General features: G+C 42.2%; 10 protein-coding genes and 1 pseudogene. All 11 read left to right on the top strand.

Features of this window, described 5'->3' with window-relative positions:
- A partial coding sequence (locus tag EO124_RS07170; RefSeq protein WP_206512552.1) for a YadA-like family protein occupies positions 1–2,871 on the top strand: 2,871 nt, incomplete at its 5' end.
- Positions 2,872–3,253: 382 nt separating this feature from the next.
- Positions 3,254–3,955, top strand: a complete 702-nt coding sequence (locus EO124_RS07165) for a TVP38/TMEM64 family protein (RefSeq protein ID WP_127058944.1) — start codon at positions 3,254–3,256, stop codon at positions 3,953–3,955.
- Between the two features lie 215 nt (positions 3,956–4,170).
- Positions 4,171–5,367, top strand: a complete 1,197-nt coding sequence (locus tag EO124_RS07160) for an aminotransferase-like domain-containing protein (protein WP_127058943.1) — start codon at positions 4,171–4,173, stop codon at positions 5,365–5,367.
- A gap of 215 nt (positions 5,368–5,582) precedes the next feature.
- Positions 5,583–6,410 carry an Mrp/NBP35 family ATP-binding protein gene (locus EO124_RS07155; RefSeq protein WP_127058942.1) on the top strand — a complete coding sequence of 276 codons (828 nt, stop codon included), beginning with the start codon at positions 5,583–5,585 and terminating at the stop codon, positions 6,408–6,410.
- A gap of 127 nt (positions 6,411–6,537) precedes the next feature.
- Positions 6,538–7,938 (top strand): anion permease, encoded by a 1,401-nt coding sequence (locus tag EO124_RS07150; RefSeq protein ID WP_127058941.1) that lies wholly within the window; start codon positions 6,538–6,540, stop codon positions 7,936–7,938.
- A gap of 141 nt (positions 7,939–8,079) precedes the next feature.
- Positions 8,080–9,360: a M18 family aminopeptidase gene (locus EO124_RS07145; protein ID WP_127058940.1), complete on the top strand. Its 1,281-nt coding sequence runs from the start codon at positions 8,080–8,082 to the stop codon at positions 9,358–9,360.
- A 6-nt stretch (positions 9,361–9,366) separates the two neighbouring features.
- A complete protein-coding gene (locus EO124_RS07140; protein WP_127058939.1) occupies positions 9,367–10,059 on the top strand; it encodes a hypothetical protein in 693 nt (230 codons plus the stop codon).
- A gap of 107 nt (positions 10,060–10,166) precedes the next feature.
- A complete protein-coding gene (locus tag EO124_RS07135; protein ID WP_127058938.1) occupies positions 10,167–13,613 on the top strand; it encodes a pyruvate carboxylase in 3,447 nt (1,148 codons plus the stop codon).
- Positions 13,614–13,971: 358 nt separating this feature from the next.
- Positions 13,972–14,889, top strand: a pseudogene (locus EO124_RS07130) (VirK/YbjX family protein).
- A 9-nt stretch (positions 14,890–14,898) separates the two neighbouring features.
- Positions 14,899–15,363: a transcriptional regulator NrdR gene (gene nrdR, locus EO124_RS07125; protein ID WP_127058937.1), complete on the top strand. Its 465-nt coding sequence runs from the start codon at positions 14,899–14,901 to the stop codon at positions 15,361–15,363.
- Positions 15,360–16,289 carry a dipeptidase gene (locus EO124_RS07120; protein ID WP_127058936.1) on the top strand — a complete coding sequence of 310 codons (930 nt, stop codon included), beginning with the start codon at positions 15,360–15,362 and terminating at the stop codon, positions 16,287–16,289. Before nrdR ends, EO124_RS07120 begins: the two co-directional genes overlap by 4 nt.
- Positions 16,290–16,360 lie beyond the last annotated feature (71 nt).

The following is a 16,360-nucleotide window of genomic DNA, read 5'->3' as shown; positions in this document are numbered from 1 at the left end:
ACTGCTAAAGGTTTATTGGCCAATGCAAATGGTGTAAAGTCTCTTGCTCATGGCAACGCATCATTAGCATTAGGTACTGAAGCAATAAGTTATGGATCCAGCTCTATAGCTATCGGCACTGATGCATTAGCGGGTAATACCAGTGGTGCAGACAGTTATAGTGGCGATGGTGCTATTGCTATCGGCTTGGGCTCACGTGCAAATGAAAATTTGAGTATTGCTCTTGGTGGTAATGCACAATCTAGTGCTATTTCCAGTACAGCTATTGGTGCATTTGCAAGATCTAATGGTATTTCGGCTACTGCTATCGGTGCAGGTTCCTATGCAAATTTCATTGGGGATATAGCATTGGGTACAGGTAGTTACGTAACAAGTGAAACAAATAATAGAGCTCAAGGCGGAAGTTTAGCTATTGGCTATACTACAAGAACAGTTGGTGGACAGGCGTTAGCTATTGGTTCGGGAGCAAAAGCGAATGCTGATCGTTCTGTAATTATTGGCGTAGCGGCTTCTAATAAGCTACCTAATATAAATACTGTAGCTGTAGGTAGTGGTGCAGCAGCATATAATACAGGTGCCATTGCTATTGGTGGTTATAGGGGCGCTTTAACTTCTGCAAATAGTACAGTTTCTTGGGGCTTAAACAGTGTAGGTATAGGTACTAGTGCTGCAGCTCGTGCAGATTATTCTGTTGCTTTAGGAGATCAGGCTCGTGGGTATGGGTTTGAAAGTATAGCCATAGGTCAACAGGCACAGACTGTAGGAAATGCAGTAGCAATTGGCAGTAATGCTGTGGTTGGTGAAGGAATAGTTGCAGATACTTCTACGTTAGGCGGCGTAGCTATCGGCAGTTACTCTCAATCACTTGGACAATATGGGACTAAAGGTTATGATCCTTTAAAAAATGTTCAAGTTTCAGATATGAGTACGGTTTTATCAGAAACAGCATTTAATAATTACACAAGTAAAGAAACGATAGTGCAGGAGCTGAGAGAAAAGGCCGAATCAGCTGAAGGTGTCTATAAATCATATTATATGGGGTTAATGACACAAGTAAATGCGCTTGAGCGAAGAACTGATTTGACAGACACGCAGAAAAAAGCTGAGATGGAGAAAATATATAATACGCAAAAAGCTTATGGGGAGGCTTTTAATAGTGCATATGATGCACTATACAACTCTAAAACAGATTCCGACGTGAATATATATAATAAAGCTGCTAGTACCTGGGAAGCAACCGGCAGTGCATTCGCAATTGGTAATGCTGAGAGAGGCCTTACTCGTCAAATCACCGGTGTAGCTGCCGGTACACAAGATACCGATGCGGTTAACGTGGCACAGTTAAAACGTAGCCGTGTAACCTTGGAAGCGGGTAATAATATTACGATTACTGATACGATTGTAGATAAGTCCACCGGTATAGTATATAAAGTAAATGGGTTGCGTACCGATATAACAGCTGACAACACATTGGAGTTAACATCTAATACTGATAATGCCGGTGTTACTACTTATAACCTTGGTTTAAGTGATAATTTAACTACGATTATCAAAAATGCAGCAGATAAAAATTTAACTAATCTCTCTGAAGATGGCGAAAATGTTGTTAAGAATTTAGCAAAATCATCAGTAGCTGTAGCAAAAGCGGATAATGAACAATATATTACTGTTTCGGAAACACCGTCTACTGAGACAAACAAGACTACTTATCAAGTAGGCCTTGACGTAGAAGGTTTGAAAGCTGGGTTAGCAGCCGGTAATAATGCTTTAGCTACTAAAGCTGATGTAACAAACCTAAATAATGGAATCCAAGATCAAATTACGAAGTTAAGCGAAAGTCAGTTAACGGCAGATCAGGTTAAAACCTTAGCACAAGGTTCTGTTGATGTGAAAGGTGGAGCTAATGTTGACATTGATACAAAAGATAATGGTGGTGTAAAAACCTTCACAGTTAGTGTATCTGATGCCAACATTAAGTCAGCGGTTCAGGCTGATCTTGATGAAAAGCTAAATAAAGATGGTACTAATTTAACAAAAGAACTTATAACTAGTCTCAAAGATAAACTAGGTGTAAACGATGCAAATCAAAGCCTTGACCAGTTAAATGGTCAAATAGAGAAGGCAGAAACGCGTATTGAAGAAGCACACACCCGTATCGATACAACCAATACCCGCGTTGATTCCATCGACACCAAAGTTCAGACTATTGATGGTAGAGTAACGACTGTCGAAGGCAATGTAAGTACATTAAGAACTGATGTAGATAACATTTCCGCCAATGTAAGTACTTTAAACACCAATGTAGATACACTCACTACGAATGTGAACACGTTAGCAACAGATTTGGGCAATCTTACAAATGACGTGAATACACTTTCTGAAAATGTAGGTGCAATCGCAAGTGATGTATCGGCTATTAATAATCGTGTAGGTAAACTCGACCAACGTCTTGACAAGGTAGGGGCATCCGCGGCAGCGTTGGCGGCTTTACATCCGCTTCAATTCGATGAAGAAGATAAATTCACCGTATCAGCCGGTGTAGGTAACTACAAAGGTGAGCAGGCTATGGCTCTTGGTGCCTTCTATCAAGCTAACGAAGATACGTTGTTCAGCGTAGGCGGTACGCTTGGCGATGAAAACATGGTAAACCTTGGCGTATCTTTACGTTTTGGTTCTAAAGGTGAAGGCCAACGTCCAAGCGGTCCGAAAGCCGTTCGAGCGCTTACGACTGAGGTAGCAAGTTTACAAGCTAAAAATGCTTCGCTTGAAAACACCGTAGCTACGCAGCAAGATCGTTTGGCTCAGCAGGAAGCTGAATTGGCGGCACAGCGTCAATTGATCGAACAGTTGGTAGCCAAAGTAGGTTTATAATTCCCGACAGTATTATATTAAAATCATCAGAATGGGCATCTGTGGTTTTAATAAAAGAACTATTGAGGTTTAATTGTTACAATTAATCGTTATAGTATTTGTTATATAATCGTTTTACAATTGTATATAATAAATAAAGAGAGGGGCTTGTCAGAGAAATTTGGCAAGCCCTTTTCTAATTTCATCAAACTTATAAATCTAAACAATAGATAAATTTATACGCAAAGGGTACCTCTAAGCCTCTTATTTATGGTAAAATACAAGTGAACAATAGATTTCGAAATATTTCGAAATAATGGTAAGGTCAGTTTAGTTTTATTTGTGATTTTACAAACATGCGAGTATATGTTTTATATAGAGTTAATTAGTATGAGGGTACTGAATGAAAGCAGAAACAAAGGTTAAAGTATTTGTTGTTGTATTGGCAGTCGTTTTATTGGCCAGTTTGGAGCTCATTGTGCCGGGCTTTTACGGTGATATGATTGACTTGCTGGGGACCGGTGATGTACATCATATTGCGGAAGTTCTTCAAAGTTATGGTGCATGGGCCTGGGTTATCAGCTTTGTGCTCGATGTAATTATAAATATTGCGGGCTTTTTGCCGTCCATTTTCTTTTCAACCGCGAACGGCCTAATCTTCGGTTTGATTCCGGGGATTATTATTTCCTGGCTCGCTGAGACGGTGGGCGTTATCATTAGTTTCTTACTCATGCGTTATATTTTGCGTGACTCTGCGGAAAAGCTCATTCAGAAGAATAAGTTTTTACTTAAAGTCGATGACTTCAGCAGTAAAAACGGTTTGGCCGTTATGCTTTTTGCCCGTACGATCCCGTATTTTCCGTCCGGCATCATTACCGCTTTAGGGGCTATCAGTCGTATCAGCTTACGCGATTATGCCATTGCCAACTTAATCGGTAAGTTTCCGTCCACCGCCCTTGAAGTCGTGGTAGGTCACGATGCGGTTATGTTACATCAGCATTTGGATCGTTTGACGATTATTGTGGTGGTTGCAACTGTCGTGTATGCCATCGCTTGGTATGGTTACAAACGATGGATGAAAAAGCGCGAGCAAACGCCGGAATAAATATTCGTTCATTAAGGTTGACTTAAGTTAAGCAAAATGTGTTTTTCAAAAACGGAAAATGAATTATCCGGCCGCCGCTTAATATAAACAGTGGTCAAATTCATGTTTTCATAGTAAAATAAATAACAAATTAAATGTAAGCGTACCTACTTGGGTACGCTTATCGTTTATCCAACATGTAGCTTGGCAGTATAGTAGTAAAAGGAGAGAGAGTTATGAGTTTTACATTTCAAATTCCGGACAGAGCCCAATTAAAAGGGCCGATTTTTATCCGCAAAGTATTTGAACGCGGTGCCGGTATTCCCGGTTTTATCAGCTTTGGTATCGGTAATCCCGCCTCGGAAGCTATTCCCGTAGAGGCAATTCAAGAAGCCTTCGACCATGTGGTGCATACGAATCCGATTGACATATTACAGTACGGTCCTATGGCCGGTGATGCCCGCTTGGCCGAACAGACGATTGAACGTCTCGTTAAAGTTCGCCATATGCCTACGGAAGGGCAGCAACTTTTAATCTCTATCGGCGCCGGTCAAGATTTGGGGCTTGTACCGCGTACTTTGTGTGAACCGGGTGACGAAGTATTCATGGATGCCTATTCATTTACCAGCGGTATTAACGCGGTTCGCAATGTAGGGGCTAAAGCTGTAGGCATTGCCATGGACGATTTCGGTATGATTCCGGAAGCATTGGAAGAAGCAGCTAAAAAAGGCAAGGGGAAATATATCTACTTAATCCCTAATTTCCAAAATCCGACAGGTATCACTATGCCTTTAGAACGCCGCAAAGCAATTTATGCGATTGCTGCTAAATATAATCTTTTTATCTATGAAGACGATCCATACGGTGAAATTCGTTTTACCGATACCATTGTGCCGACGTTTAAAGAAATGGACACGGATAATCGCGTTATCTATGCCGGTTCCTATTCCAAAACTTTATCGGCCGGTCTTCGCGTAGGTTTCTTGTACGGTCCTAAACAAGCCATTGAAGCGATTCAGGCGTTGAAGAATAATCAGGACGGTCAAATGCCGCTCGTTACTCAGCGCGTTGTATCCCGCTTGCTCGATGTTATTGACTATGACGCTCAGATTAAACATGTATCGACGGTATACAAAGAGAAAGCCGATTTGATGATGCAAACCCTTAGAGCGCACGGTAGCGATAAGGTTCATTTTGTGGAACCGACCGGCGGTATGTTCTTATGGCTTACCATGCCGGACGGTGTCGATTGTGACGCTTTCTTCGAAGCCTGTATGGAGCATAAGGTAGGCATCGTACCGGGCGCAGCCTTTGCGGCCGACGGTGTACCGGCCGGTCAGTCGTTCCGCTTCAGTTTTACCTTCCAAAGTAAGGAACAAATCGTGGCAGGTATGACGATTGTAGGTCAATTAACAAAATCATTTATCAAATAGTCATGATTTTTAATTGATTAGACTTTACAATTACTTCATAATTTCGTATAATTACAAATCATCAGAGTGCATGGGCATAACAGATTATCATGTTTGCCATGCACTCTCTTATATTGATAAAAGCTGATTTATATGCTACACTTTAAAGGAAGAAAGATTTCTTCGTATAATTAAATGAATATATCGGCAAGGCCGATTGAAAGTAGGTGTATTTTATGGCATGTGGTAGTTCAGGCGGCTGCAGCGGTTGCTCTTCGGCATCCTCTTGCGGCAGTGCCCAACAAACGCCGCCGGATTTGACGGCAAAGCTTAATGATTTAAGCAGTGTAAAACATGTTATCGGCGTAGTCAGCGGTAAGGGTGGCGTAGGTAAATCCCTCGTTACATCTTTATTAGCTATTACGATGGCACGTCGTGGTTTTAAAGTAGGGATTCTTGACGGTGATATTACCGGTCCTTCTATCCCTAAAGTATTTGGTATTAACGGTAAAGCTCATGTAGATGAATTGGGTATGTACCCGATTCAGTCTAAAGGCGGCATCGACGTAATGTCGGTTAACCTTTTACTCGAAAACGAAAGTGACCCTGTGTTATGGCGCGGTCCTATCGTAGGCAATGTAGTTAAGCAGTTTTACACGGATGTAATTTGGAAGGATTTGGATTATTTATTCGTGGATATGCCACCGGGAACCGGCGACGTAGCCATTACCGTATTCCAGTCTTTGTCCTTAGACGGTATTGTAGTTGTAACATCACCGCAGGACTTGGTATCTATGATTGTTGAGAAGGCCGTTAAGATGGCTGAATTCATGCAAATTCCGATTATCGGGGTTGTAGAAAACTTCTCGTATTTCCATTGCCCGGATAACGGCAAAGATTACAAGATTTTCGGTGACAGTCATATTGATGATGTACTTGAACGTTATAATTTATTATTGTTAGGTCGTTTACCAATTGATCCAAACGTAGCAGCTCTTTGTGATGCCGGCAAGTTAGAAGACATTGAACAAACGAACTTAGAATCTGTAGAATTACCTCAATAGCATTACATAAGGTATTAAACACAGGCTGCTTATTTTCTTTATAGAAAAGGGGAGTAGCCTGTGTTTTTTATATGTAGGATATTATTCAAGTAACAAAGTTGTTAAAAGGGAAAGGGAGGAACATTACGTGAAAAAGTATATGTCATGGATTATTCCCATCTTGGTAGGTGTCATCATCTGGTTTATGCCGGTACCGGAAGGTCTTAAACCGCAAGCGTGGCACTTATTTGCTATTTTTGCCGGTACTATTTTAGGATTCATTTTACAGCCACTGCCAATCGGGGCCTTATCGATTATCAGTATTGTCATTTCGGCTGTAACCAACACTTTAAAAATTGGCGAAGGCTTAGCCGGTTTTGCCAATACAGCTATTTGGTTAATCGTAGCTGCTTTCTTATTCTCTCGCGGTTTTATAAAAACCGGCTTGGGTAAACGTATTGCTTACACTATGATTACAGCGGTAGGCAGTAACTCTTTGAAATTATCGTATGCTCTTGTTATCAGTGATTTAATTTTATCGCCGGCTACACCATCCAATACGGCTCGTGCGGGCGGGGTTATTTATCCGATTACTAAATCGTTGGCATCGGCTTTCGGTTCCGAACCGGGCGATACAGCTCGTAAAATCGGTGCTTACTTGATTCAAACCATTTATCAAGGCAATACCATTACATCCGCTATGTTTATGACTTCCATGGCCGGCAATACCTTGGTTGCTTCTTTAATCGCTGCTTCTTTCGGTTACACCATTACTTGGGGCGACTGGGCTATTGCCGCCATCGTTCCGGGCTTAGTGGCCTTGATTGTTATGCCGCTGATTTTATACTTTATTTATCCGCCGGAATTAAAAGATACCCGTGAAATTCAAGCTCATATTGCTAAGGAATTAAAAGAACTCGGCGCTATGAGTTTTGCTGAAAAAGTAATGCTCGGCGTATTTATTTTATCTCTAGTTTTGTGGGCTACCGGTCAATTTACCGGCCTTAACGCAACTACGGTTGCATTATTAGGCGTAAGTATTCTCCTCGTTACTAAAGTGTTAACCTGGTCCGATGTAACGGAAGAAAAAGGCGGCTGGGATACTTTAATCTGGATGGGTACTATGATGGCCTTGGCATCTCAATTGAATAAATTAGGTTTTATTCCTTGGTTTGCCAAAATCGTCGGCGACCAAGTAGCCGGTATTGAATGGATCATGGCATTCATGATTTTGATTTTGATTTACACCTATTCCCATTACTTGTTCGCAAGTCTTACCGTACATATTACGGCTATGTATGTAGTGTTTGTAGCGGTTGCTATCAGCGCCGGCACACCTCCGTACTTGGCAATGCTTGCGTTCGCATTCTTCTCCAACTTATGTATGTCCCTTACTCACTATGCAGCCGGTCCTTCACCAATCTTGTTTAACTCTGGTTATGTTCCGCAGAATACTTGGTGGCGCTTAGGTTTCATCGCTTCTGTTGTCAACCTTGTTATTTGGCTCGGTGTCGGTTCCATGTGGTGGAAAGTCTTGGGCCTTTGGTAATAAATTTTTAATATATTTCATAGAATAATATCCAACCTAAGAAGAGAAAGCACTGTCCTTTGCGCGGCAGGCTTTCTCTTTTTTGTTTTATCCTCAATTGTGTTATAATATCTAGTGTAATTAAACAAAATGAGGTGTACTATGGATACAGTAGCACGATTGTTAGATTTTATAGATAATAGTACCTCCCCGTATCATACGGTGAAGACCGGTGCCAATGAGCTGAAGGCGAAAGGCTTTACGGAATTATTCCTTGAAGACGTTTGGGCTCTCGGTGAAGGGGACTACTTTGTAAAGGTCTATGACTCCACTTTGGTGGCCTTCCATATCGGATCGAATCTTCGCCATTCTATGCGCATTGCTTCGGCCCATACGGATTTTCCGGCTATTCGCATTAAGCCAAATCCGTTGGTAGATACCAAAGGCTATGGTGAGCTTAATGTGGAGACTTACGGGGGACTGATATTAAATACTTGGCTTGATCGCCCTTTGTCTATGGCCGGTGCGGTAGTGACACGTACGGACGATCCTTTCCGGCCTGACGTTCACTATGTGGATGTGGCAAGACCGCTTTTGACAATCCCTAATTTGGCTATTCATATGAATCGTCAAATTAATGAAGGGGTGGCACTTGATAAGCAAAAGGATATGTTGCCGCTTTTCATGATGTGTAATGATAAGATTGATACCGACCGTGAGTGGCGTGAATTTTTGAGCGAGCTTGTAAAACGGCCGGCTGAGGATATTTTGTCCTATGAATTGACGCTTTATCCGGTGGAAGGGGGCACAACCTTTGGCCGCTATGATGAGTTTATCAGCTCGCCACGCATCGATAATCTTACGTCCTGTGTGGCTTGCCTGGAAGGCATTTTTGAAGCTAAAGCAACGGACGCTGAAGGGCTTCGAATGGTTGTGTTATTCGACAATGAAGAAGTGGGCAGTCGCACCAAACAGGGCGGGGCGTCTACAATTTTGTCACAATTGGTAGAACGTATTTATATGGCGACCGGTCATACGAAAGCGGAATGCTATGCCGATGTAGCGGCGGGTTTTATGATTTCCGCCGATGTGGCTCACGGTTATCATCCGAACTATCCTGAAAAAAATGACATTACCAATTATCCTATTTTGAATAAGGGTGTTGTTTTAAAAATGGCATCCAGTCAATCCTATGCCGGTGATGCATGGGCTATTGCCACGGTAAAGGCTTTGTGTGAAAACGATTCTATTCCGTATCAGATATATGTAAATCGCTCGAATATTCCGGGCGGTTCTACGGTGGGATCCATTACGTCCGCCATGTTGGCTATGCGTACTATGGATGTGGGGGTGCCGATTCTGGCTATGCATTCGGCGCGCGAAACCATGGGGGCTGATGACCAGGAAGCGTTGGATAATTTAATGAAGGCGTTTTTAAGGTAGGTATTTATGCTGACTGAGTATACAATGCTTATCACGGACGTTCTAGGCACTTCCTATGGTAAGCTCACGTTAATCGTGTTAATTTTCCTGGCCGGCTTTGGCATGTCGCTGGTGCCGGAAACGGTGGCCACGATTTTGCCGCGCTTGGCGGGACATATATATAAGCGTATTTATTTTGCCATTGGCATGACCGCATCGATCATTGTGGTCGGTGTCATCGGTTCGCGCATTTTAGGCCCCACCAGTATTGGCGGCAGCTCCTATGTGATTTGGGGCGTCTTGCTCGTAGCCATGTCGCTGCAAGCGTTTGAGTGGATTGCCTTTATTCATCCGGCGCCGCTTAAAGGGCGCGATGAACGACGCATTGAAAGAGCCCGCACGCCGATAGGCCGTACTCTGGCTATTGTAAAACAGGGGCTGTTGGTTGGTCTCTCGTGGCGTTATGATCGTTTGCCGATTTACATCTGGCTCGTTGCTACGATTGCCGTAGCGGGCTGGAAATTGGCATCGGTGATGATTATTTCATTTATTATAGGCTATTTAATTCCTGTATTTTGGCTCACCAATCGTTTGGAACGACTGGCTAAATTGGTGACACAGCCAAATTATCGGACAGGTATTTTTTGGTTCAAACGTCTTATGGGCGTAGTTATGTGGCTGGAAGCGTTATATTTTATCGGGCTTTTAGTGACATACTAATTATGGTTATCTCATGTATGTATTGTGTATACATGGTAAATAAAGGTTGTATTCCTTTGGGAATGCTCCTACAATGTAGAGAGGTAACAAGTTGAGGAGGAAGTCTCATGAAAGAAATTAAATCTGTGTTGGTTGCCAACCGAGGTGAGATTGCTATCCGTGTTTTCCGTGCGTGTAACGAAATGGGAATTCGCACAATAGCAATTTACTCAAAAGAAGATTCGCTTTCTTTACATCGTAATCAAGCGGATGAAGCGTACTTAGTAGGACGCGGTAAAAAACCGGTCGATGCGTATTTGGATATCGAAGATATCATTCGTATCGCTCATGAACATGATGTAGATGCCATCCATCCGGGCTACGGCTTCTTGGCAGAGAATGCCCGTTTTGCCAAACGATGCGAAGAAGAAGGCATCACATTCATCGGACCTCGTCTGGAACATTTGGAAATGTTCGGGGACAAGGTAAACGCCCGTATTCAGGCTAAATTAGCCGGCATTCCTATGATTCCGGGGAGTGACGGACCTCTTAACAATTTTGAAGAACTTGAAGAGTTTGCCAAAACTCACGGTTTCCCATTGATGATTAAAGCCGTTAACGGTGGCGGCGGTCGCGGTATGCGTGCTGTTGAATCTATGGGTGAACTTCGTGAAGCCTATGATCGCGCCAAATCCGAAGCGAAAATGGCCTTTGGCGATGATGATGTATATGTTGAAAAATTAATCGTTGAACCTAAACATATTGAAGTACAGATCATGGGCGATGCTCATGGTAATGTAGTTCATTTATATGAACGTGACTGCTCCGTACAGCGTCGTCACCAGAAAGTTGTTGAAATGGCACCTGCTTTCGCATTGCCTATGGAAACACGTCAACGCATCTGTGATGCAGCCGTTCAAATTATGAAAAATGTTAAATACGTGGGTGCCGGTACCGTCGAATTCCTAGTTACCAATGACGGCAATTTCTACTTCATCGAAGTAAACCCTCGTATTCAGGTAGAACATACTATTACTGAATTAATCACCGGTATTGATATTGTAAAAACTCAAATTCGTGTAGCGGAAGGCTATTCTTTATTCGATAAAGAAGTAGGCATCCCTGCACAGGAAGATATTGAATGTAACGGTCAAGCTATTCAGTGTCGTATCACCACTGAAGATCCAAGCAACAACTTCATGCCTGATACCGGTAAATTGGTAGCCTATCGTTCCAGTGGCGGTTTCGGTATTCGTCTCGACGGCGGTAACGCTTTCACCGGCTCCGTAATTACGCCATACTATGATTCTTTATTGGTAAAAGCTTCTTCCTGGGCTCTAACTCCTGAAGAATCCATTATGAAAATGCTTCGTTGTTTGCGCGAATTCCGTATTCGTGGTGTCAAAACGAACATTCACTTCTTAATCAATGTATTGGAAAGTCCTGAATTCATGTCCGGTACTTGCAATGTTAATTTCATTGATGAACATCCTGAATTGTTTATTTTTAAACAAGTTCGTGACCGTGGTACTAAAATGTTGCGTTATATCGCCGATGTAACCGTAAACGGCTACCAAGGCCTTGGCCATCAGGAAGTACCTGATTTTGAACCGATTCAGATGCCGGCTTTGCTTCCGGGTCAACCACCGGCAGGTACTAAACAGAAATTTGATGAATTGGGACCTGAAGGGTTCTCCAAATGGTTAAGTGAACAAAAACAGGTATTCTTCACCGATACAACTTGGCGTGATGCGCATCAGTCCTTGTTTGCCACTCGCTTGCGTACCGTTGATATGGCGCGCGTAGCCGGCGAAGCGGCCCGCGGTGTATCCAACTTGTTCTCCTTGGAATGCTGGGGCGGCGCTACCTTCGATGTAGCTTATCGTTTCTTGCATGAAGATCCATGGGAACGCTTACGCATGTTCCGCAAACAAGTTCCGAATGTATTGTTACAGATGTTACTTCGCGGTGCCAATGCGGTAGGTTATACCAGCTATCCTGACAATGTTGTTCGTCAGTTCATTAAATTGGCTGCCGATAACGGTGTCGATGTATTCCGCGTATTCGACAGCTTGAACAGCCTCGACAATATGCATGTGGCTATCGATGAAGTTCGTAATCAGAATAAGATTGCCGAAGTATCCTTGTGCTACACCGGCGATATTCTCGATGCAAGCCGTACAAAATACAACTTAGATTACTATGTAAGCATGGCTAAAGAAGTAGCAAAAGCCGGTGCCAACATTATCGCCATCAAAGATATGGCCGGTCTTTTGAAACCGCAAGCCGCTTACAACTTGGTATCTGCATTGAAAGATGCTGTAGATTTGCCAATCCACTTACATACTCATGAAGGGGCAGGCAATGCTATTTATACCTATGGCCGTGCTATTGATGCGGGCGTTGACGTAGTTGACGTAGCATACTCGGCATTTGCCAACGGTACCAGCCAGCCAAGCATGAACTCCTTGTATTATGGTTTGTCCGGTCATGACCGTCAGCCTGAAATGAATGCGGATTATATGGAACAGATGTCTCATTACTTTGCATCCATTCGTCCATACTACAAAGGCGTTGATAAAACTAATCCATATCCAAGCACCGAAGTGTACCAGCATGAAATGCCGGGCGGCCAGTTCTCCAACTTGCAGCAGCAGGCTAAGAGTGTAGGTCTCGGTGAACGTTGGGATGAAGTTAAAAAAGTATATCATCAGGTAAGCATGATGTTTGGCGATATCATCAAAGTAACGCCATCTTCTAAAGTAGTTGGTGATATGACTTTATTCATGGTTCAAAATGATCTTACGGAACAAGACATCTACGATAAAGGCGAAACCCTTGATTTCCCTCAATCCGTAGTTGAATTCTTCCAAGGTTATTTAGGCGTACCATACCAAGGTTTCCCTAAGAAATTACAGAAGATTATTTTGAAGGGCAAACAGCAACTTAAAGGTCGTCCGGGCGCTTACTTAGAACCGGTTGATTTTGAAGATGTACGTAAACACTTGGTTGATTTAGGTTCGCCGGCAACTGATGAAGATGTAATCGCATACTGCTTGTATCCTAAAGTTTACAGCGATTATGTTGAATTCAACAGCGATTATGACGATATTTCCGTATTGGATACACCAACCTTCTTCTTCGGTATGCGCCGTGGTGAATCCATTCACGTAACCATTGAAAAAGGTAAAATGCTCATTATCAAATTGATTCACGTCAGTGAAGTGGATGAAGACGGTAATCGTATTGTAAGCTTTGAATTCAATGGTCAGCCTCGTGATATTAAGATTCGCGACAAACGCGTTAAAACTACCGGTGTTGTTCGTCATAAAGTTGATAAAACGCAACCTGGTGAAGTTGGTGCAACCTTGTCCGGTTCCGTTGTTAAGGTTATCGTTAAGACAGGTCAAAGCGTCTTGAAGGGCGAACCGCTCATCGTAACCGAAGCCATGAAGATGGAAACAACGATTACATCACCAATCGATGGTATCGTTGGGGAAGTCTATGTTCGTGAAGGCAGCCGAATCGAAAGCGGCGACTGCTTGCTCAAGATTCAGGACCGTTCCAACTCTTAATAACATAATGCTTGATAAAAGTGCATGACTTTAAGCCGACCTTCTCATTTGAGAAGGCCGGTTTTTTTGTATTTATTAAATAAACTATCAAATAATGGCAAAATTGGGGCGGTTGGGAAGGTTATTTTCACAAATTAAGCCCATATACATTGACTTTGATAGTCCTTTTCGTCATTTCGTGTTACAATAGATTAGAAACCCTTTAGCATATAGAGAGTTTTTATATGACATTCAGATACAATATGTTGAAAGTTCAAATAGGATTAACTACAAGATAAATTTCAGATATTGATAAAGTTAATACTTCAACGGTAATTAATTTAAAAGAGTTTATCTTAAACGATTAAGGAGTGAAGGTATGTTTTCATATGGGAAGAAACAATGGGCGTTGGGACGCTCTATTTACGGCTATAGATCTTGGCGCGAGAAGCGACGCATTACTTTGTTTGTAGGTCGCTCTTATAAGAATCGCAAGCAGTTGAAGGAACTTATCGAGTATTTCGACAACTATCAGCCTTTACCTAATTTGCTCGACAAGCACGAAGGTATTTATGAAGTAATTAATCGCGTATTTTTATTTAAAAATTCATCGGCTAAAGAGCGTTTGGCAGCGATTAAAGATCACTTTGACATGCTTCCGGACTATTTCACCCAAGAAGCCATTACGGAGATGTATAATCCCGATGAGAGCCATGCTGTAGTGATTTGGCAGAACGAAGAACTCGATTTAAAAGCACAGCTTTGGTTCCATACAGGCTAGCGTAAAGAAGGCTTTTTAAGTTTATTCCTCATGTATGAAGGGGAAAGTATTTACCATATCAACTTCCGCTTGGGTCATGGTTTTAACGGTGAACCTTGTATTTGGATCGGTACCATTCAGGGTCACAAAAACGGTCTTGATAAGGCAAAACAGATTACGAAGAAAATGTTCAGTTATCGACCTAAGAATTTTATGTTCTTCTTAATGCGTCAATTGGCAACGCAAATGGGAATTAATTCCTTATACGCTATTTCCGACGAAGGTTTTTATACCAACAGTCATTTGATTCGTATCAATCGTTCTAAAAAAGTACAGTTTGATCCGTTCTGGAATGAATTGGGCGGTACACCTTGTGCCGAAGATAAAAAATTCTATCGGATTCCTTTAGCGGAAGAACGTAAGACTTACGAAACGGCCAAGACGCATAAACGCAATATGTATCGCAAACGTTATGAAATGTTGGATCGTTTTATTGACGAGATTGCTGAGAACAGCAAAACGTATTTAAAGAAATGAGGTGAACTCATGAGATGTCCTTACTGTAAACATACTGAAAATAAAGTAACCGATTCGCGCGCTACCGATGATGATAACAGCATCCGTCGGCGCCGTGAATGCTTGTCTTGCGGACGCCGTTTTACGACATATGAAGTTATCGAAGATGTGCCGATTATGGTCATCAAATCGAGCGGCATTTATGAAATGTTTGACCGCAGCAAATTGTTGAACGGTATTTTGCGCTCTTGTAACAAGCGTAATATTCCCCGCGAAACATTGGAAAATGTTGTAAAAAATGTAGAAGACACGATTCGCAATCGCTCGCAGCAGGAAATTAAATCCTCTGAAATCGGTGATTTGGTTTTGGCGGAATTGAAAAATATCGACGAAGTGGCGTACGTTCGCTTTGCCTCGGTTTATCGTAATTTTGAAGACGTACAAGCCTTTGTGGCCGTATTGAAGGATTTGCGCGATCATGAGGATAGCAAATGATAGATTTACATTGTGATACCATAATGATGCTCATCGATGAACCCGATAAGGGCGACTTGGGGCAGAATCCATGGAAAATAGACATAGCAAAATTAAAAAAGGGTGGTTATCATTTACAAGATTTTGCTCTCTTTGTAGAGCTTGATCAGGAAAAAGATCCCTATGCCCGCTATGAAGCTATGCGCCAATTATTTATGGCGGAAATGGAAAAGTATAAGAACGATATTGTTCATGTACGGTCCTATGAAGAGTTTAAAGCGGCTCGTGAAGCCGGAAAAATAAGCGCCTTATTATCTGTTGAAGAAGGGGGCGTTTTTGAAGGCGACTTACAGCGTTTGAAAAAAGCCTATGATGACGGTGTGCGCCTCATTACGATTAGCTGGAATTTCCCGAACGGTTTATCCTATCCTAATGGTGAAAAGTATGAAGGTAAGGGTTTGACCCCGAAGGGGATTGAGTTTGTACAATATATGGAAGACTTAGGGATGATAGTGGATTGTTCTCATTTAAACGATACGGGTACGTATCAGCTTGGTGAAATCTTAACGAAACCATTTATTGCCTCTCACTCCAATGCCAGGGCGTTGACTAATCATCGACGTAATTTAACGGATGATCAAATACGTCTCATTGCCAATAAGGGCGGGGTAATCGGTCTTAATTTTGCACAGTCCTTTTTAGGCACATCCCGCATCAGCTTAATCGAAGATATTGTGCGTCACGGCCTCTATATTCGTAATGTAGGGGGCAGTGATGTAGTAGCGTTAGGCACGGATTTTGACGGCATCAGACCGGATACGGAAATTGAAGATGCCGGTGACATGATGCGCTTATATGATGCTTTTCGTAAAGCGGGCCTCAGTGAGCACGATACGGATAAAATATTTAACGACAATGCGGAACGTTTATTACAGACTATATTGTAATTTATATGGCTCGATGAAGCAGTATAATATAAATGCAATATGCATTTTAAGAATGGACAGCGCATTATTAA

Source organism: Veillonella ratti, from assembly GCF_003992115.1.
GTDB lineage: Bacteria > Bacillota > Negativicutes > Veillonellales > Veillonellaceae > Veillonella_A > Veillonella_A ratti.
This window is presented reverse-complemented; position numbering and strand designations above follow the sequence as displayed.

Bases quoted from the DNA above. Each gene is read 5' to 3' on its own strand.
- EO124_RS07165 (WP_127058944.1), top strand. From the start codon at position 3,254: ATGAAAGCAGAAACAAAGGTTAAAGTATTTGTTGTTGTATTGGCAGTC.
- EO124_RS07160 (WP_127058943.1), top strand. From the start codon at position 4,171: ATGAGTTTTACATTTCAAATTCCGGACAGAGCCCAATTAAAAGGGCCG.
- EO124_RS07155 (WP_127058942.1), top strand. From the start codon at position 5,583: ATGGCATGTGGTAGTTCAGGCGGCTGCAGCGGTTGCTCTTCGGCATCC.
- EO124_RS07145 (WP_127058940.1), top strand. From the start codon at position 8,080: ATGGATACAGTAGCACGATTGTTAGATTTTATAGATAATAGTACCTCC.
- EO124_RS07140 (WP_127058939.1), top strand. From the start codon at position 9,367: ATGCTGACTGAGTATACAATGCTTATCACGGACGTTCTAGGCACTTCC.
- EO124_RS07135 (WP_127058938.1), top strand. From the start codon at position 10,167: ATGAAAGAAATTAAATCTGTGTTGGTTGCCAACCGAGGTGAGATTGCT.
- nrdR (WP_127058937.1), top strand. From the start codon at position 14,899: ATGAGATGTCCTTACTGTAAACATACTGAAAATAAAGTAACCGATTCG.
- EO124_RS07120 (WP_127058936.1), top strand. From the start codon at position 15,360: ATGATAGATTTACATTGTGATACCATAATGATGCTCATCGATGAACCC.